At 60.5% G+C, this 19,310-nt stretch carries 14 protein-coding genes, 1 pseudogene and 2 riboswitches; of the genes and pseudogenes, 10 read left to right on the top strand and 5 right to left on the bottom strand.

Annotated features, from left to right (window positions below):
- Position 1: 1 nt before the first annotated feature.
- From GFER_RS17470 to GFER_RS04330, 4 genes are all read right to left on the bottom strand, one after another.
- Entirely contained in the window at positions 2 to 1,006 is a 1,005-nt protein-coding gene (locus GFER_RS17470) for a cytochrome c3 family protein (protein ID WP_459542341.1), read from the bottom strand.
- A 317-nt stretch (positions 1,007 to 1,323) separates the two neighbouring features.
- Positions 1,324 to 1,680 (bottom strand): hypothetical protein, encoded by a 357-nt coding sequence (locus tag GFER_RS04350; RefSeq protein ID WP_040096386.1) that lies wholly within the window; start codon positions 1,678 to 1,680, stop codon positions 1,324 to 1,326.
- Positions 1,681 to 3,167: 1,487 nt separating this feature from the next.
- Complete coding sequence (locus tag GFER_RS04335) at positions 3,168 to 3,815, bottom strand: response regulator (RefSeq protein ID WP_074669503.1); 648 nt, start codon at positions 3,813 to 3,815, stop codon at positions 3,168 to 3,170.
- Between the two features lies 1 nt (position 3,816).
- Positions 3,817 to 5,232 carry a sensor histidine kinase gene (locus GFER_RS04330; protein WP_040096378.1) on the bottom strand — a complete coding sequence of 472 codons (1,416 nt, stop codon included), beginning with the start codon at positions 5,230 to 5,232 and terminating at the stop codon, positions 3,817 to 3,819.
- Between the two features lie 142 nt (positions 5,233 to 5,374).
- Between GFER_RS04330 and GFER_RS04325 the strand changes: the two are divergent.
- The 4 genes and pseudogenes from GFER_RS04325 to metX all read left to right on the top strand — a co-directional run.
- Positions 5,375 to 5,770, top strand: a pseudogene (locus GFER_RS04325) (winged helix-turn-helix domain-containing protein); the annotation flags it as partial.
- Positions 5,771 to 5,876: 106 nt separating this feature from the next.
- A riboswitch (SAM riboswitch) is annotated at positions 5,877 to 6,011 on the top strand.
- Positions 6,012 to 6,114: 103 nt separating this feature from the next.
- Positions 6,115 to 7,266: a trans-sulfuration enzyme family protein gene (locus GFER_RS04320; protein ID WP_040096376.1), complete on the top strand. Its 1,152-nt coding sequence runs from the start codon at positions 6,115 to 6,117 to the stop codon at positions 7,264 to 7,266.
- Positions 7,267 to 7,416: 150 nt separating this feature from the next.
- On the top strand, positions 7,417 to 8,562 hold the full coding sequence (locus GFER_RS04315) for a trans-sulfuration enzyme family protein (protein ID WP_040096374.1): 1,146 nt from the start codon (positions 7,417 to 7,419) through the stop codon (positions 8,560 to 8,562).
- Between the two features lie 76 nt (positions 8,563 to 8,638).
- Positions 8,639 to 8,772: riboswitch (SAM riboswitch) on the top strand.
- A 97-nt stretch (positions 8,773 to 8,869) separates the two neighbouring features.
- Positions 8,870 to 9,985: a homoserine O-acetyltransferase MetX gene (metX, locus tag GFER_RS04310; protein WP_040096372.1), complete on the top strand. Its 1,116-nt coding sequence runs from the start codon at positions 8,870 to 8,872 to the stop codon at positions 9,983 to 9,985.
- Positions 9,986 to 10,084: 99 nt separating this feature from the next.
- Here the strand turns inward: metX and GFER_RS04305 are convergent, their stop codons facing one another.
- The gene (locus GFER_RS04305) at positions 10,085 to 10,270 is read right to left on the bottom strand and encodes a hypothetical protein (RefSeq protein WP_040096369.1); all 186 of its coding nucleotides are present in this window, start codon (positions 10,268 to 10,270) and stop codon (positions 10,085 to 10,087) included.
- A gap of 128 nt (positions 10,271 to 10,398) precedes the next feature.
- Here GFER_RS04305 and GFER_RS04300 point away from each other — a divergent pair, with 128 nt between their 5' ends.
- The 6 genes from GFER_RS04300 (at position 10,399) to GFER_RS04275 (ending at position 19,226) form a co-directional block, all read left to right on the top strand.
- Entirely contained in the window at positions 10,399 to 12,792 is a 2,394-nt protein-coding gene (locus GFER_RS04300) for a methyl-accepting chemotaxis protein (protein WP_040096367.1), read from the top strand.
- A 32-nt stretch (positions 12,793 to 12,824) separates the two neighbouring features.
- Positions 12,825 to 13,604, top strand: a complete 780-nt coding sequence (locus tag GFER_RS04295) for a GPMC system MBL fold metallohydrolase (protein WP_040096365.1) — start codon at positions 12,825 to 12,827, stop codon at positions 13,602 to 13,604.
- Positions 13,605 to 13,701: 97 nt separating this feature from the next.
- On the top strand, positions 13,702 to 15,765 hold the full coding sequence (gene fusA, locus GFER_RS04290) for an elongation factor G (RefSeq protein ID WP_040096363.1): 2,064 nt from the start codon (positions 13,702 to 13,704) through the stop codon (positions 15,763 to 15,765).
- 527 nt (positions 15,766 to 16,292) lie between these two features.
- The gene (locus GFER_RS17465) at positions 16,293 to 16,940 is read left to right on the top strand and encodes an outer membrane protein (protein ID WP_052445946.1); all 648 of its coding nucleotides are present in this window, start codon (positions 16,293 to 16,295) and stop codon (positions 16,938 to 16,940) included.
- Positions 16,941 to 17,080: 140 nt separating this feature from the next.
- Positions 17,081 to 17,587, top strand: coding sequence for a SixA phosphatase family protein (locus tag GFER_RS04280; RefSeq protein WP_040096361.1), 507 nt, complete (start codon positions 17,081 to 17,083; stop codon positions 17,585 to 17,587).
- Positions 17,588 to 17,609: 22 nt separating this feature from the next.
- Positions 17,610 to 19,226, top strand: a complete 1,617-nt coding sequence (locus tag GFER_RS04275) for a Ppx/GppA phosphatase family protein (RefSeq protein ID WP_082047834.1) — start codon at positions 17,610 to 17,612, stop codon at positions 19,224 to 19,226.
- The last annotated feature ends 84 nt before the right edge of the window (positions 19,227 to 19,310 follow it).

The raw sequence follows: 19,310 nt of genomic DNA, 5'->3' as shown, positions 1-19,310 counted from the left end.
TCTAGTGGCAAATTCTGCAGGTTTTGCCGTTGCTTGCTCTATCGAGTCGGTTCTTGCGATCATCCCAATCCTTGCCGTGGGGGTTGAAGCCCACCGCGCCGCCCTTGGCGCTGTGGCAGCTGATACAGACATCGCCGCTGGGGTGGCAGGCCTGGCAGGTGGCGAGATTTCTGCGCGCCTCGCGCGCGTGATCCACCGACCAGTCGTGGAAACTGGAGGCCACCGAGCCCTGCAGGTGGCAGGCGTCGCAGTTGGTTCCGGCGGTCATGCCGGCGTGGATGGCGTCGATGTCGCCGTTGAAGCCCAGGCCGAAGGTACGCGCGTGGGAAGGCCCACCGGCGCGTCCCGAACGGCCGCGGAAATCCCCGTGGCAGTCGCTGCAAAAGCTCGGCTCATGGCAGCTGGCGCACAACTGCTGGTTGGTGCGCGCGGCGATGGGATGGGTGATGTGGAAATCGCTGCTGTGCACGTTGATCAGGTNGAAGCTCGGCTCATGGCAGCTGGCGCACAACTGCTGGTTGGTGCGCGCGGCGATGGGATGGGTGATGTGGAAATCGCTGCTGTGCACGTTGATCAGGTTGTTGCCGAAATCGCCCTGCTCGTCGGCAAAGCCCGAGACGTGACACTCCAGACAGTAGTCCTGAGCGTGACAGGCGGCGCAGTCCATGGCGCCGCTCTTGGCCTCGGAGCGGTGGTTGAGGGCCCACACCGGGCCGTGGGTCTTGATACGCCCCAGACTCGTCATATCGGCATAATCCTGGTCGTGACAATCCAGACATACGGCCTTATCCGGGATGATGCTCGGGGCGTCGGGCAGATGGCAGGCATCGCAGGAGATGCCCGGCAGATAATCCTCGAGATGGGCGCGATGGTCGAAACGCATGCCCCAGGCAAGNTAGTCCTGAGCGTGACAGGCGGCGCAGTCCATGGCGCCGCTCTTGGCCTCGGAGCGGTGGTTGAGGGCCCACACCGGGCCGTGGGTCTTGATACGCCCCAGACTCGTCATATCGGCATAATCCTGGTCGTGACAATCCAGACATACGGCCTTATCCGGGACGATGCTCGGGGCGTCGGGCAGATGGCAGGCATCGCAGGAGATGCCCGGCAGATAATCCTCGAGATGGGCGCGATGGTCGAAACGCATGCCCCAGGCAAGCGTCGTTCCCACCAGCAGCAGCACGAGGCTCAAAAGTACTTTACGCGTCATATCGAAACTCCTTGCCTTTAAAAGAGGACGTTCAGGCGNCCAGGCAAGCGTCGTTCCCACCAGCAGCAGCACGAGGCTCAAAAGTACTTTACGCGTCATATCGAAACTCCTTGCCTTTAAAAGAGGACGTTCAGGCGAATGCGACCGCGGTTGTAGTAATCCCACAGATCGCTCTCGATGCGCTCCACCTTGGCCTGCACGTTGACGGCGCGCGTGATGAACACGGTGCCGTCGACCCAGAAGCGCTTGGCGGTGGTCTCATCCTTGGTGGAGTCGATGTCGAAGAAGTTGATCTGGCGATCGAACACATCGACCTCAACGCCGGCACCGGCCAGCAACTGCTTGGTGAACAGATAGGAGCCGCGCGCCTTGAAGCCGCGCAGATCCTGCCCGTCGCTGTCGCTGCGGTAGACCCCGGAGAGATAGCCGGCCCAACGATCGGTGCGCAGCTTCTCGATGCCTGCCTCAAACACATTGGCGTTGGAGAATTCCTGGTAGATCTCGTGGGTGTAGCGACCAAAAGCGCGCCANGATCGGTGCGCAGCTTCTCGATGCCTGCCTCAAACACATTGGCGTTGGAGAATTCCTGGTAGATCTCGTGGGTGTAGCGACCAAAAGCGCGCCAGCCCGGCGCGATGTTGTAGGACAGCTCGGCAAGGATTTCTTCGTACTCATCCACCGCGAATACCGAGTAAATCGATTGCGCGGAGAACACCGGCAGCGAGTAGAGATATTCGAGCCGCGCGTTCCATTCGGCGAACTGATAGTACTTGGCGCCGATCAGAAAGTAGCTCACGCGATCGGAGAGATAGTCGTATTGGGTTTCGTTGTAGAGGTAGAGGGCATTGAACAGGTCGAGTTCGGCATCAAAGCCGAAGAGTTCCTGGGCGAGATTGCCGCCCTCCCATTTGGAAACATAGGAGAGACCCAGGTTNGAGGGCATTGAACAGGTCGAGTTCGGCATCAAAGCCGAAGAGTTCCTGGGCGAGATTGCCGCCCTCCCATTTGGAAACATAGGAGAGACCCAGGTTAAGATTGCGGTCAAGGAAGGCGCCTGCGATCTCGCCGCCGACGATGGCGTCCTTGGCGTTGTAGCCCTCGTAATAGGTGACATCACCGCCGCCGAACAGCGTGAAGCGGTAGTTGTCGAGAAAGCCGTAGTCGNCCGCCGACGATGGCGTCCTTGGCGTTGTAGCCCTCGTAATAGGTGACATCACCGCCGCCGAACAGCGTGAAGCGGTAGTTGTCGAGAAAGCCGTAGTCGAGCCGCAGACCGTCCATGAGCGAGGCGCCCGCGGTGGTGGTGATGAACTGACGTCCCAAGCGCGCATCCAGGTTGTCGAGGAAAAAGCCGCGCTTCTCGACGTAGGCGAAATAGAGCCGGCTTTTGGCCGATGCGCTGCGCTCGCCGGCCAGGTCATCGCCCAGGCGACCGTACATGCGAAAGTCATAGCCCTGATCGGCGATGTCGAGCACGTTGAGCTGCAAATACTGAAAGACCGGAACGATGGTGTGCTCGTTGGCGCTGTCAAACCATTCGACGACCGTACTGGCGCGGCCTGAAACCTTGGCCCCCAGGGCATCGCCTACCGGCCACAGGGCCAGGGTGGCCAATGCCAGACCGCATGTGAGCCCTTGCCAAATTTTCATGGTGCCTCCTTCCCTCTCGTGCAAAATTAGTAAACGCCGGGCCGGTCCAAGGGCTGATCGTTGCGAAGCCAAACATCAAATCGCCGGGCTTCCCAGGCGAAACACCTTCAGTCCGGCGCAGCAACTCCCTTCAACGGTGGCAGAGAAAGAGAGCCGCTTAAACCAGGATTTATTAACTCACATTTTAGAGAGAAGGCTAATTTCATCTCCAGATAAATAAAACTTACAAATTAAATTGATGTTGTGAATTTTTTTTCACACTTTGGGCAGAAAGATATCGGGGGAGGGGCGGGGGGTGGGCAGGGAAAGCTCAGGAACCCAGACGGCGCATGAGGAATTGCACGCATTCCAGAATCTGTCGGCCGCGTGCGGTGAGTTGGTAGAGTTTCTCATCCTGCTCGATAAAACCGGCCTCGCGCAGAATTTTGAGGTGAAAATTGACTTTGGTGTGGTCGGCGATGTTCAAGTGACGGCAGATTTCCATGAACCGCAAGGGGCCGCAGGTTTTAAGGCCGAAAAGAATCTGCCGGCGCAGGGTATTGGCCAGACAGTTCAGGGCGGATTCGGCATCCAAAGCGGCGCCACACGCTTCAAACCTGGCCTCTTCAAGCACGCGCTTGCTTGCAGCGAGCAACTCCTCGTTGCGAAAGGGCTTGACCAGGTAGTCGCTGGCACCCTGGCGCATGGCGGCGACGGCGTTTTCCGTCGTGGAGAAGGCGGTGACCATGATGACCTTGGTTGCCGGGGCCAGCGCGCGGATGCGCGAAAGCGCCTCCATGCCGCCCATGCCCGGCATGACCAGATCGAGCAGCACCAGAGCGAAAGAATCGGATTCCAGCAGCACCAAGGCCTTGTCGGCCCTTTCACACCCCGTCACCGCGAGCCCCGCGTCCTGCAGAATTTCCACCATGCTTTCGCGCAAGTCCTGATCGTCATCCACCACCAATATCTTCTGCACGCTAATCTCCTTGTCGGAATACGGGAAAATACAGGGTCACCTCGGTGCCGGCGGCGGTGGCGGCCAATTCCATGCGGCCGCCGTGCAGTTCCATGATGCCGTAGCAGATGGAGAGCCCGAGCCCGGTACCCTGGCCGACCTCTTTGGTGGTAAAAAAGGGCTCCATGACGCGTCCGAGGTTTTCCGGCGGAATGCCCTTTCCCTGGTCAGTAACCTTAACAATTACCTCATTATGCACCACCAAACTCTCTGTGGCAATGACGGCGCCGGGCGCGGAGGCGTCCATGGCATTGATGAAAAGGTTGAGAAACACCTCTTCGATCTTCCAGGGCACACCCCACACCGGCTGCAAGGATCCCCTGGCCACCCGAAAATCGAAGTCCAGGCGCCGTGAGCCGAGCAGGGTCAGGCTCGTGTCAATCAGTTCGTTAATGTCGACCTGCTCGAACTGATCTTCCTTTTCGCGCGAAAAACTCAGCAATTCTCGCGCAATGTTTGAGGCGCGCTCGATGTTGCGTTCGATAAACGCAAACCGCTTGTGCAACTTGGGCGAGCTATCGTCATTTAATACCTCACTCTTGAGCATCTCCACGTTGAGGACGATGTTAGTCAAGGGATTGTTGATCTCATGGACGATGCCCGCGGCCAATTTGCCGATGGCATTGAGTTTTTCCGCTTGGGCGAGACGATGCAGACGCTCTTCCAGAAGGGCGGTCTGCTCAAGGTCGAAAATGTGCAGGGCCGACATGAGAAAGTGCAGGATGACAAAGGCGGAGAGGCCACGCAACAGCTCGATGGGAATGGAGAGGGGCTGAAGAACCGTGCCTGAGGGGATCAGCCCGGTCAGGATGGCATAGGCGACGAGGGCAAGGCCGGCGCCGCGAAATCCTCGGGCGGCGCGCGCACTGGTCGAGGTTGTGGAACGGGCAAAGACAAACAACCCCACCCCCGCCGCAACCGCGCCGGGAAACCCGACCAGATTGCGACCACGCACGTCGCTATAGTGAAGGAACTCGGCAACAGAACCTACATCGTGCAACCACAGAGAAACCAGCATACCCGCCAAAAGCACCAGGGGCACGGCAAACAGCGCGGAACGCAGGCGCGGACGATACGACGCCAGAAGACTCAGGCCGAAAGCCATCAGAAAGAGATAAGAGGTTAGCTTGACCACCAGCTTGAGGCCGCTGAAAAAAACCAGGGTGGCCCTCGAAAGTTCAGTGGCCTCAAGAATCAGAAACAGTTCAAGCCATTCGTTGCCGGCGTGCAGAAAGGCAAACACTGCGAACAGCCACAGCAGGCGCGCGACCTCAAGACGGCTGGACCGCGTTTTGACGGAAATGACGGCCACGCCCATGCTGTAGAAGGCCAAGCCGTAGAAAAGGTAGAGAAGAAAATAGTAAAGATCGTCGCCCATGGCTGGATGTCGCTTTGCGATGCAGGCTTTTGGCCCTGCCCCGAAACGATTCGCCTTTCCGGTGGATGGTTACGGACGGGTAATAAATCCGCCTTCATGCATCATAACGGAAAGGTCCGGCTTGCGTCCAGCACTGTGACCTGGCGCCGACGACTACATCTGCAGACCTTTCAGCCCGCGCGAGGTCGTGGCGCGGGTCAAGGCGGTGCTGCGCCGCGCCGGTGCGCCTTCCGTTCAGGCCGCCGGGCTGGTGCTCGACGAGGGACGCTCCATAGCAACCTTGCACGGTCGCGACCTCGATTTGACGGCGGTGGAATTCAAGCTGCTGAGTTTTCTCACGGCCAATCCGGGACGTATTTACTCCCGCACCCAACTCATGGATCGCATCTACCCCGCCCAGCGCACCGTCGGCGATCGCACCATCGACAGCCATATCAAGAAATTACGCAAAAAAATTGCCCTTGCGGCGCCCGATGAAGACCTCATTCATTCGGTGTACGGCGTCGGCTATAAGTTCGAAGCCGAGACGATGATTTGACTTTTAGGATTCTTGATAATTTTAGTTTGACAACGACCCCGGTTTGCCTTAGTGTTTGACGAGGCTTACTTAAGTCGAACTTGTTTATTCTTCGGAAAATCAGCGTCTATCATCGAGAGTGGCGGAGGGACAGGCCCTGCGAAGCCACAGCAACCGATCCGTCGAAGCCGACAGGCAAAGGGGGATGTCAGGTGCTAATTCCTGCTCGTCGGAAAACGATCTTCGGCGGGAAAGATGAGGACGGAGCCCGCATCGCTATCAGGTATCCTGTATTTTGCGCGCGGCCCCTTCCCCATCTTGCGGGAAGGGGCCGTTTTCGTCACCGCAGGCAACAGGAGACCGCCATGAGCAAACCCATTCCGCACACCCTGGAAACCCGCCTGGTACAGGTCGGGGTCGGCAAGGACGAGCAGACCGGCGCCATCAGCTTTCCTATCTACCCCAGCGCCACCTATCGTCACCCCGGCGTGGGGGAATCCACCGGTTTTGACTACACCCGTTCGGGCAACCCCACGCGCAAGGTGCTTGAGGAGGCCCTGGCCGAACTTGAGGGGGGTAGCCGTGCCTGTGTCTTCGGCTCGGGCATGGCGGCCCTGACCACGCTTTTCCTGCATTTTTCCGCCGGCGACCACCTGCTGGTTTCGCAGGACCTCTACGGCGGCACCTACCGAGTGTTGGACCAGGTCTTCGACAAGCTGGGGCTGAGTGCCAGCTATGTGGATACCACCGACACGGCGGCGGTAGCCGCCGCCATCGGCCCACGGAGCCGCGCCCTGCTGGTGGAAACCCCCGGCAACCCGCTGCTCGGCGTCGCGGACCTGGCGGCCCTCGGCGCCTTGTGCCGCAAACACCAACTGCTCTATATTGTCGACAACACCTTTCTCACCCCGGTACTGCAACGGCCCTTCGACTTCGGCGCCGACGTGGTGGTCCATTCGGCCACCAAGTACCTGGGCGGACACAATGATCTGTGTGCCGGAATCCTGGTGGCCAAAGACGCGGAGCTGGGCGAGCGCCTCTATTTCCTGCAAAATTCCACCGGCGCCATCCTGCCCCCTCAGGACTGCTGGTTGCTGCTGCGCTCCCTCAAGACCCTGGCCTTGCGCCTGGAACGTCACAACGCCAACGCGCAGCAGGTGGCCGAATGGTTGTGCGGACATCCGCGCGTCACTGCGGTTTACTATCCGGGCCTCAAGGACCACCCCGGACACGAGCTGTCACGGCGCCAGACCCAAGGCTTCGGCGGTATGCTCTCCTTTCGCGTCGACAGCCCCGAAACAGCCCGCCAGGTACTCAAGCGCCTTCGGCTGATTTCTTTCGCCGAGAGCCTTGGCGGTGTGGAATCACTCATGACCCTGCCGGCGGTGCAGACTCACGGCGACATCCCCGAAGCCGAGCGCCTGCGCCTGGGCATCTGCGAGAGCTTGCTGCGGCTGTCGGTAGGGGTTGAAAGCGCAGAAGACATCATCGGAGATCTGGAACAGGCCCTCGGGTAAGCATCGGTCCCATAAGTCCCATAAGTCCCATAAGTCCCATAAGTCCCATAAGTCCCATAAGTCCCATAAGTCCCATAAGTCCCAGAAGTCCAATAGGACCCTTGGGCCCTGTTGGACCTATATGACCAATAAAAGCAAAGGATAAAAACCATGAGCAAATCTCTGCGGCCGGCGACTTTGCTGGTGCATCAGGGGCGCGACCGCGACCCGGCGACCGGCGCCGCCAACATCCCCGTGTATTTGGCCTCGACCTATCATCACTTCGGTGGCCGGCCCGGCGAATACGACTACGCGCGCAGCGGCAATCCGAGCCGCGATCAGGTTGAGGAGGCCATCGCCCTGCTCGAAAATGGGGTACGCGGCTTTGCCTATGCCTCGGGGATGGCCGCCGTGGGCGGCGCCCTGGCCCTGCTCAAAAGCGGCGACCATGTGATCGCGCCCGACGACCTCTATGGTGGCACCTACCGCTACCTGACCCTGGTTCTGCCGCAGCAGGGCATCAGCGTCAGCCTGGTGAACATGACCGACCCGCAAACGGTGGAAAACGCCATCCGCCCCGAAACGCGTGCGCTGTTTCTTGAAACCCCGTCCAATCCCCTGTTCAAAATCAGCGACCTGCGCGCCCTGGTCGAAATTGCGCGACGGCGCGGCCTACTGACTCTGCTCGACAACACCTTCATGACGCCGCTGCTGCAACCGGCGCTGGAATTGGGCATTGACGTAGCGATTCACAGCGCCACTAAATTTCTCGGCGGCCACTCGGACCTGCTGGCCGGCCTGGTGACCACCGCCGATCCGGAACTGGCGGCGCAGCTCAAGCGTTTTCAAAATGCCATGGGCGCCACCCTGGCACCCTTTGACTGCTTTCTGCTGGCGCGCGGCATCAAAACCCTCAAGGTCCGCCTGGAGGCCGCCCAGACCGGGGCGCAGATTCTGGCTGAGCGCCTCGTTGCGCACCCGGCGGTGGCGCGGGTCTACTATCCCGGACTGGCCGAGCACCCGGGACGCGCCGTCCATTTCTCCCAGGCAGCGGGCCCCGGCGCCGTGCTGTCCTTCGAGCTCAAGGATCGGGCAGGGGTGACGCGGGTTCTTGAGCAGGTCAAGCTGCCCATCATTGCGCCAAGCCTGGGTGGGGTGGAAACCATCCTCACCCATTGCTGGAGCATGTCCCACGCGGCGATTCCCGCTCCGGTGAAAGAGCAGCTCGGCATCCGCGAGAGCCTGCTGCGCATCTCAACAGGCATTGAGGATCCCGAGGATCTGTGGGAAGACCTGGCGAACGCGCTGGGTGATTGAGGTCGCCTCGGCAGTGATTGACAAGCGCCGGGCATTCCGCTAGAGTTCCTCACTGCAACAAAAAAACAGCGCGTCGTCTTTATCAAGAGTGGTGGAGGGAAAGGCCCTTTGAAGCCACAGCAACCGGTCATCCGTCGCCAAGGCGACGGGCGGTGTCAGGTGCTAACTCCTGCTCGCCGAGGCCCATCGCCGAAGCGGGGAAGATGAGGACGGAGCCCGACGATACCTGCTTGCACGTATTCCGACGGCCCCTTCTCATCCTCCATGGGAAGGGGCCTTTGGTTTTTCGCCAGCAAAGGGTTGGACATTGACCTCATCCGTCGGCATCGTCACAACACAGCAGATCACCTTCGACACCGAACTGCAGCTCGAAAGCGGCCGGGTGCTCGGCCCCATCACCCTCGCCTACGAAACCTACGGCAGCCTCAACGCCGCGCGCGACAACGCGATTCTGGTCTGCCATGCCTGGACCGGCGATGCCCATGCCGCCGGCCGCCATCATCCCGATGACCGCAAGCCCGGCTGGTGGGACGACATGATCGGCCCCGGCAAGGTCCTCGACACCGACCGCTATTTCATCCTCTGCTCCAACGTCATCGGCTCGTGCAAGGGATCCACCGGCCCCGCCAGCATCAACCCGCGTACCGGCAAGCCCTATCGCCTGAGCTTTCCGGTGCTCATGGTGCGCGACATGGTGCGTGCGCAGAAATTGCTCATCGACCATCTCGGCCTGCCGTCTCTGCTTTGCGCCCTCGGCGGCAGCATGGGTGCCATGCAGGCGGTGGAATGGAGCATCCTCTACCCGGACAGGGTGCGCTCCATCGTGCCTATCGCTGGAACCGCGCGCACTTCGCCCATGGCCATCGCCCTCAATGCCGTGGCGCGCCAAGCCGTCTTCAATGACCCGCTGTGGAAGAAAGGCAACTACCGAGCGGAACATCCGCCCGCCGACGGGCTCGCCCTGGCGCGCGCCGTGGGGCACATATCCTTTCTCTCCGACGCCTCCATGCACATGAAGTTCGGGCGCCGCTTTTCGGCGCGCGATGGGCAGTTCGACTTTTTCGGCAAATTCGAGATCGAGCGCTATCTCGAATACAACGGCTACAATTTTCCCGCGCGCTTCGACACCAACAGTTTTCTTTACCTGGCCAAGGCCCTGGATCTCTACGACACCGCGTGGAACTTCGATTCTCTGGACGAGGCCCTGAATCTCATGCAGTGCCCGTCCCTGTGGTTCGCCTTCACCTCGGACTGGCTCTACCCGCCCTACCAGACCGAGGAAGCCGTGCGCACCCTGGAAAAGCTGGGCAAACCGGTAGGCTATCACCTCATCGACTCGGATTACGGCCACGACTCCTTTCTCGTCGAGCCGGAAAAATTTACCCACCTGATCGCGGATTTTCTCGCGCAACAGCATTCCTGACGCAAAAAAGCGAACCCCTTGAGGTTCGCTTTTTTGTTTGCCCAATCGCTCTGCCCTGCGGTGCATACGGGCCTGTTACTTCCACTCAAATAACCGAATCTATTTCTTGCCGAAAAGCTCCATCTGCTTGCCGGGCGGCTTTTCGACCTTGAAGGGCCGCGCCACAAAGCGTGGGCAGTCCAGCAACAGCACTTTCTCGCTCTGCCGACAGGTGCGCACACAACGCCGGCACAGGGTGTTGGGCTGTTCTTCCTGAGCTGTTTTTCCTTTGCAATCCTTGGCCATGCCGCCATTCTTGGACAAACCCCGGCGAAAGTAAAGAGGGGAAAAATTAAAGGGATTGCCCGCGACATTAATAAATGCTAGGATTTCACCATTTCCTTCATCATCTTAAATTTGAGGCGGGTTGGCCCATGATAAAAAATCTTAAGCTGCGGACGAAAATCCTCATCGCCCTGATCGGTCTCTCGGTTATTCCACTGGCGCTGGCCCTGATGATCGTGTCTTCCTCCATGGAAAAACTCATCGATCGCAACCTGCAGACCCGCCTCAATGAGTCGGCACGCTTCATCCAGGAAAGCATGGAGGACAGTCGTCGCGAAACGGGCAATTATATCCACATGCTCGCACGCGACGTGGATCTGATCAACTCCATCCTCTACGCCCCATCCCCAGAGGAAATGTTTGAACTGGGCACCGCCCTGGAAGACGCCATCAATCTCTTTCAGCTCGACCTGGTGCAGGTGGTGAGCCTGGAGGGCCAGGTTATGCGCCGCCTCGCCGCGGAGCATTTCGCTCATCTGCCCATATCTCCAGCCACCGATCTGCCGCTATTGCTGCAAGCCCAGGAGCACGGCGAGGCCAGCGGGATCGCGACGCTGGAAGACCAGCTGGCCGTGATCGCCATCGTGCCCATCCGTTACCATCGCCGCCCTCTCGCCTATCTGGTCGGCGCGGTGTTTCTCGACCAGCGCTATGCCGAACACATGCAGACCCTCAGCGGTGCCGAGGTCAGCTTCTATCAGCACACGGACAGCACCCGCGCCTGGTCGTCCGCCGCAAGCTTTCGCGACCTGCCTTTCGAGGAAATGCGCGAGCAGGATATCTGGCACCTGGAGCGCGGCGAGACGCCCTACATCGCCAGCCACATTCGCTTCCCCGCTGAGGATGGCCACGCAGAAGGCATGGTCATCGCCATCGACCGCTCGGAGATGATCGCGGCCCGTCAGAATCTCCAACATCTGGTGCTCGCCACCATGGGCGGGGTCGGCATTATCGCCATTCTAGTCGGCGTCGCCATCAGCCGCGGCATCGTTCGCCCCCTGGCCCTGGTGGTCGGCAACCTGCGCGAAATCGCAGAGGGCGAAGCCGATCTGACGCGCAGCCTGGAGGTGCGCAGCGGCGACGAAGTGGGACTGCTGGCTGAGAACTTCAATCGTTTTCTCGCGCGCCTGCGCGAAACCGTGCGGCGCACCCTCAGGGTGCGTGATGAGTTGGGCGGCGCCACCGAGAAAATCCGCATGACCTCGCAGGCCGTCAACAAGGGTACGCTCCAGCAGTCGCAATCCCTGGAAGAGTCGCACCAGGCCCTGCAGAACATTGATGCCACCGTGGCCGGCATCGCCGAAAATCTCTCCAGCCTGCTGCTGGCCGCCGAAGGCAGTTCCTCGGCCACTTTGCAGGTTAGCTCCACCACCGAGGAAATTGCCGGACAGATGGAGTCGGTGTTCGCCAAAGTGGAGGATCTGATCAGCGCGCTCAATGAAATGTCAACCTCCAGCCAGCAGATCACCGACAGCCTGACCAACCTCTCGGGCTCGACTCAGGAGACGGCCGCCTCGGTCACCGAACTTGATGCCGCCATCAAGGAAATCGAGCAGGCCGCCGAACGCACCAACAGCTTCTCGCAGGAGGCGGTGCAGGAAACGGGGCGCGGCAAGCAGGCGGTGGATGACAGTATCGCCGGCATTCAGGCACTGTGCGAAACCATCGAGCGGGCAACGGCGGTGATTCAGGATCTGGGCAACCAGTCCAACGCCATCGGCAAGATCCTTACGGTCATCGACGAGGTCGCCGACCAGACCGGACTGCTTGCCCTCAATGCCGCGATCATCGCCGCCCAGGCCGGTCAGCACGGCCGCGGCTTTGCCGTAGTGGCCGACGAAATCGGCGAACTCGCCGAGCGCACTGCCGTGTCGACCCGCGAAATCGCCGCCATCATCAACAACCTGCAGGCCGGCACCCGCGAGGCGGTGGAGACCATGACCACCGGCAACGAAAAGGTGCGCCAGGAAGCGGAGCGCGCCCAGGTGGCCGGCGAGGCTCTGGAAAAAATCCGCCTCAGCACCCTCAAATCTTCCGAGGAGGTGCGAGGCATCGTGCGGGCCACCCAGGAACAGGCGCGCGGCAGCCAGCAGATCACCAAGGCGGTCAACATCAACACTGACACCCTCATGCAGATTGCCGCCGCCATCAAGCAGCACAGCCACGGCATCCGCCACCTCAACACCACCGCCGAGGACATGCGCGAGATCGCGGCGCGGGTCAAGGCCGGCACCAGCGAACAAACCGTGGGCAGCCGTCAGATTTCGCAGAACATGGAAAAAATTCGCGGCATGATTGAAAATATCAACGACGCAACGCGCGCCCAGAGCGAACGCAGCCACCAGGTGGTGCAGGCCGTGGTAAGCATGCGCGAAATCGCCGAGAGCAATGTGGCCCGCACCCAGGAACTCGACCAGGTCGTCGAAAGCCTCTCCAGCCACGCCGCCACCCTCAAGGAAGAAATCGGCGCGTTTAAAGTCTGAAAGTGAACAACGGGCAACGGACAACCCCATCCGTGAATACCAGGCATCTTGACATCATCGTTCTCGGCTCGGGCACCTCGACAGGGGTGCCGACCCTGGGGTGCTCCTGCGCGGTGTGCACCTCAAACATCGCCGAAAACCAACGCACCCGCTGCAGCCTGCTGCTGCGCACCGGTGATTGCAACATTCTCATCGACAGCGCCACGGATCTGCGCCAGCAGGCCCTGCGCGAGGGCATAGATCACCTCGACGCGGTCCTCTATACCCACACCCACGCCGACCATGTCAACGGCATCGACGACTTGCGCGCCTTCAACATGAAGGGCGGCCCGGCAATCCCGATTTTCGGCGACGCGGAGACCATCGCCGGCATTCAGCGCGTGTTCGCCTACATTTTCGACGACAATCTCGCGCCCGGCTATCGCCCGCGCCTCAACCCACAGGTTATCAGCGGCCCCGTCAGTCTGTGCGGGCTGCCCATTGCCCCCGTTCCCCTCCAGCACGGCGAAGGCAGGTCCCTGGGGTTCCGTGTCGGCCCCTTCGCCTATCTGACGGATTGCAGCGCCATTCCCGAAACATCGCGCCCGCTGCTCGCAGGCGTACATACGGCCATTATCGACGGGTTGCGTTTCCGCCCGCACAATACCCACTTCAACATTCCCCAGGCCGTGGCCGCCATGAAGGAGATGCAGGTCAAACGCATCATCCTCACCCATCTGAGCCACGATATCGACCATCATCGCGATTCGCAAAACCTGCCCTCCGGGGTCGAATTCGCCTTCGATGGGCAACGCATTTCCTTTGCCTTCTAACCTCAGTATTCCGGATAGCTTGCCGAACCCGCAGGTTTCGCTATAATCAAGCAAATCTCCTGAGCATCATTGCAGTTTTTGCTTTTTTGAGGCGTCCATGAAGGCACCGGAACTCTCGCGCATCCGCAACCTCGGCATCATCTCGCACATCGATGCGGGAAAAACCACCGTTTCCGAACGCATCCTGTTCTACACCGGCGAAACCCACAAGCTCGGCGAAGTTCACGAGGGAACCGCGGTGATGGACTGGATGCCCCAGGAGCAGGAGCGCGGGATTACCATTACCGCCACCAGCACGGCCTGTCGTTGGCGCGACCACTGGCTCAATCTCATCGATACTCCCGGGCACATCGACTTCACCATTGAGGTCGAACGCTCATTGCGCGTACTGGACGGAGCGGTGGCGATTTTCAGTGCTGTGGAAGGGGTGCAGCCGCAAAGTGAATCCGTATGGCGCCAGGCGGATCGCTACAGGGTGCCGCGCATCTGCCTCATCAACAAGCTCGACCGGGTCGGCGCCGATGTCGACGCGGTTGTGCGGCAAATCGGTGACAAGCTGGCGGCGCGGGCGATACTCCTGCAATTGCCCTGGGGGGTGGAAGGAGCCTTTCGCGGGGTCATCGATGTTCTTGCGCAGGAGGCGCTGAGCTTTTCCGAAGACGATCAAGGAGCCGAAGTTACACGCCGGCCCATTCCTGATGAATTGGCCGCCGCCGCCCGGGCGGCGCGTGACAGGGCTATCGAGGCCGCCGCCGATTTCGACGACGAGGTCATGGCGGACTTTGTTGAGGGACGTGCGCCCTCCCTGGAGCGGGTTCGCACCGCGTTGCGCCGCGGCACCCTCGCCTGTCGCCTGTACCCGACCTTTCTCGGCTCAGCCCTGCGCAATAAAGGCATTCAGCCCTTGCTCGACGGCGTAATCGAATATCTGCCCTCGCCCCTGGAAACACCTCCCGTCGAAGCCCGGGAACCAGACACGGAGAACAGGATCGAACTGCCCTGCGACCCCCTGGGTCCGTTGTGCGCCCTGGCCTTCAAAGTCCTCTCCGACGAGGGACGCAAGCTGACTTATCTGCGCCTCTACTCGGGACGCATCGTCTCAGGCGATGTCCTGCTCAACAGCACCCGCGGCGGCGAGGACCGCCTGGCCCGGCTGTTTCTCATGCATGCCCATAAGCGCGAGCGCATCGACGAGGCGCGCGCCGGCGACATCGTCGCCGCCACCGGTCTCAAAGATGTGCTCACCGGCGACACCCTGTGCCGCCCTGAGCGCCCACTGCTGCTCGCCGGACTGACCCTGCCCGAACCGGTTGTTTCGGTGGCGGTGGAGGCACGCGCCGTGGACGACCGCGAGCGCCTGATTCCGGCCCTGGAAAAGCTGCAATGGGAAGATCCGACCTTTCGCGTGCGCGAAGACGCCGAAACGGGCCAGACCATCCTTACCGGCATGGGTGAATTGCACCTGGAGGTGGTCGTCGATCGCCTGGCACGCGACTTCGGGGTAGAGGTCAAGACCGGACGCCCCCAGGTGGTCTTCCGCGAGACCCTCACCCGCAGCCGCCGTCATCACGAAATCTTTGATCGCGAGATCGACGGCCGCCGCCATCAGGGCGAGGTGCTGCTGCTTCTGGAACCCCTGGCGCGCAACAGCGGGCTGGAAATCGCCTTTGCTCCCGGCGTGGCCGAGGCCCTGCCCGCCCCTTGGCGCACCCTGGTTGAGGACAGCTTGCGGCAAGCCTGCCGTGGGGGAGTGCGAACGGGCTATCCCCTCACGGATGTGCGCATCCTTGTCGAAGAGGCGCCCCTGGTGGCCGGACACACGACCGAACTGGGTCTGCGCGCCGCCGCTCAGCGCGGCTTCTCCCGCGCCGCCCGTGAAGCCGCCCCGACCCTTCTAGAGCCGGTCATGGCCCTGGAATTGACGGCACCCGCCGATTACACCGGCAAGGTTCTTGGCGCCTTGCCGCAGAAACGCGGCCAGGTGGAGGGGATGCTGTCACGCGGCGACACCGATGTCATCCGCGCCAAGGTTCCCCTGGTCGAGATGTTCGGCTACATGACCGAACTGCGCAGCGCAACCAAGGGAAGGGGCAGCTACTCCCTGGAGTTTTCTCACTTTGATCAGGCACCAGCTGAAACACTGCGCCGCTTCGGTCTCTAACCCCGGATCATTTCTTTTTTTTCTTCTTTTCCTTGTCTGACCCTTTGATCTTTTTGGCGTCGCACAAGTGTTTATCCTTTTCCGACACTGCACCACATTTCTTGCATTTGTAGGCGCCCGGATGGGGATCGGTTTCGGACTTGCCTTTCTGGCAGCTTCCCATCTCAATACCTCCGCACTGACAATTTGGGGAACATTTGATGTCACTATTCAGCGGCAACGTCCGAGAGTACCCCAGGGTGCGGCGGTTGAGTGCTGCGGCAAATGTTTGAGCCGCAGGTGCGTTTTTGCCGCACGCGATGCCGCCGTACCCTGCGGTGCATGCTGAACGGTTACCATTTGAATTTCGATCCTGTCAAATATAGCACAACCGTGATTTGCCGTTGACAGCAACAGGCCAAACACCTACTTTTATTTTGTTTGTTGGTAACTATTCAGATATAACGTCGGACAGTGCCACCGCGGCCTGCGCTACCTGCTGAAACAGTTACTGTGTGTCCACAATCAACCCGCAGATGGAGGCTTCTTTGAGACAGCGCGTTTTTACCGCATCCCTGATCCTGGCCCTGGCACTCATCGCCACACCGGCCCTGGCCCAGACCGGTTTTTACCTCGGCGCCTTTGCCGGCACCCAGTATCTGGAAGATTCCGCCCTGCGCTCCACGCAAGGTGACCGCCGCCTCATCGTTGAGTTCGACTGGGGGGGCCATGCAGGTCTCGCCCTGGGCTACAACACCGGACACTATTTCAGCAAATATGACAACATCACCGGGCGCATTGAACTCGAGGTGGCGGCGCGCCAAAACGATGTGGACATGGTTGAGCAAGGCGCGGGTTTTCGCTCAGCCGGCGGAGAGATGAAGGTCACCAGCCTGATGGCCAACACTTGGATCGACATCCAGACCGACAGCATCTTCGTGCCCTTTTTCGGCGGGGGCCTGGGCGCCGCGCGCCTGGTGTTCGACAACCCCAGTTTCAGCGACGACAGCGACACCCGCTTTGCCTATCAAGTCGGAGGCGGGGTGGGTCTGCCCGTGGGCCGACACCTGAGCCTGGATCTCGGGTATCGCTATTTCGCCACCCTGGATGCAACCTTTACCGACGTGGCAGGGGTGCGTAACGAGATGGATTATGCCACGCACAATCTCACTTTCGGCTTGCGCCTGAACTTCTGAGCATTTCCCGCCGCCTGCCCGCGCGCAGGCGGCGCTTCTGCGTTTTTTCCCGCCCGGCCCTCACAGGTTCCCAACAAAATGTTATTATCCTAGAAAGAAAAGCCGAAACGCCATTGGGTATCGATTGCGGAGGTGTTTTCATGCAGCTGTTTCTCGTCCGGCATGCCAAGGCCGTGGAAAGATCATTCGACATCCCCGAGGAGAATCGCTATCTGACCCCCGAAGGCCGCGAGCGCTTCCGCAGCGCGGCCGCAAGCCTGAGAAAAAAAGGCATGGCTCCGGAAGTCATCGTCTCAAGCCCCTTGGTGCGCGCGGTGCAAACTGCGGAAATCCTTGCCGATGCGCTGAGCTTTAAAGGGCTGCTGCCCGTTGATGAATTGCTCGCTCCCGGCTTTAGCCTCGCGCAGTTGCGCAAGCTGCTCGCCCGCCATCCCGGGGTCAACTCCCTGGCCTGCGTCGGCCATGAACCTGATTTGGGCGAAATCGGCGGTGCGCTGCTGAAAGTGTCCGAAGCCTTTTCCTTGAGCAAGGGCGGCGTTCTGGCCCTCGAATGGGAACCCCAAGCCGAGGAACAGGGCGCACGTTTTCTGTGGCTGCTGGCCAAAGGGGAATTCTACACCGACCCGGCAACCCTGACCTCTCACTGAGCCTGAGCCGCTAAGGATATCCATGTCAGCATTGAGACCCATTGCCATAAAAAAGACCAAACAAGCGTTGCAGGACGGCGACGCCCAGGACGCTGCGACCGCACCCCAGTCCGAGAACCGGCGCCTGGCCGCCATCGATATTGGTACCAACTCGATTCGCTCCATCGTGGTGGAGGCGCGCCCCGGTGGCGAATTCCAGGTTCTCGATGATGAAAAAGCCACGGTGCGCCTCGGCGAAGGGCTTACACAGAGCGGCGAGATATCCCCCGCGGCCTGGGCGCGCGCCTGCGAAGCCTTGGCGCGCATGAGCAAAATTCAGCAAGGCTATGGGGTTGCGGCCGTGGAAGCGGTAGCCACCAGTGCGGTGCGCCAGGCACACAACGGGCGGGCCTTCGTCGCAGCTGTCAAACAGGATCTGGGTCTGGACATCGAAATCATTTCCGGCGAGGAAGAGGCCGAGCTGGCCTTTCTCAGCGCGCGTAGCAGTTTTGAGATGGAAAACCTGCGCTACGCTCTGGTCGACATCGGCGGAGGCAGCGCGGAAATCGTCTCCACCATGGGAGCCCACATCGAGGATATCTTTTCCCTGGAACTGGGCGCCGTGGTCCTCACCGAAAAGTTTCTGCCCAAGGACCCCATCAGCCCAGAGCAACATAAGCGCTTGCGCAAATATATCCGCGCTGCCTTAAAAAAGAGTCTCTCCGACCAAGATGGGGGTATCCAGTGCCTGATCGGCTCGGGGGGGGCGATGACAACCATCGCCGCCATGGTCATGGCGCAGCGGCGCGAACAGTTCAGCAGCGTTCAGGGCTACGACGTGCTGCGCTCGGAAGTCGTCCATCTGCTCGCCATGCTGGCGCGCAAGCCTCTAAGCGAACGCCGCGCCGTGCCGGGCCTGGCTCCGGAGCGGGCCGACATCATCGTCGCCGGCATGACAGTGGTGGATGAAATCATGCGCCGCTTCGGCACCAACATTCTCAAGATAAACGAACGCGGGATCCGCCACGGCCTGATTCTGCGCAGTCTGGAAAAGCACGGCCTGGCCTCACGCGAGACGCCCGCCGCCGATTGGCGCTCAACGGTTTTGAAATTCGCCCGCTCCTGCCATTTCAATGAAGACCACGCTGACCAGGTGGCGCAACTGGCGTTGAACATTTTCGACGCCCTCGCTCCCGATTTCCATCTGCTGCCGCGCCACCGCCACCTGCTCGAAGCCGCCGCCCTGCTGCACGACATCGGCTATTTCATCAACTACGCCCGCCACCATAAGCATAGCTACCATCTCATCCGCCATGCCAGCCTGTTCGGCTTCAGTCCCCGCGAGCAGGAAATCATCGCCAACGTGGCACGCTACCACCGGCGCGCCCTCCCCAAGAAAAGCCATGACAATCTTCAGGGCCTCACGGCGGAGGATCAACGGACCATTAAACGTCTGGGTGGTATTCTGCGCCTGGCCGACGGCCTTGATCGCCGCCGCAACCGGATGGTTAAAAGCATCGAATGCGGGCTCGACGCACGCGAACTGCGCATCCGCCTGAGCGGCGCCGAGGATCTGTCTGTGGAAGTCTACGGCGGCGAGAGCAAAAGCGACTTGTTCGAGGCGGCCTTCGACCGCAAGCTCAAGATTCTGATCAATTAAACTGAATCCATATTTTTCCCAAACAATCCCATAACATCTCTCCGGCACTCTTGCGCAAGTTCAACAGTGAATTTCGGAGGATTA

The sequence above is a fragment of the Geoalkalibacter ferrihydriticus DSM 17813 genome, assembly GCF_000820505.1.
In the GTDB taxonomy this organism is placed as follows: Bacteria; Desulfobacterota; Desulfuromonadia; order Desulfuromonadales; family Geoalkalibacteraceae; genus Geoalkalibacter; species Geoalkalibacter ferrihydriticus.
Note: the sequence above shows the minus strand (reverse complement) of the source record. Positions and strands in the feature narration are given on the sequence as shown.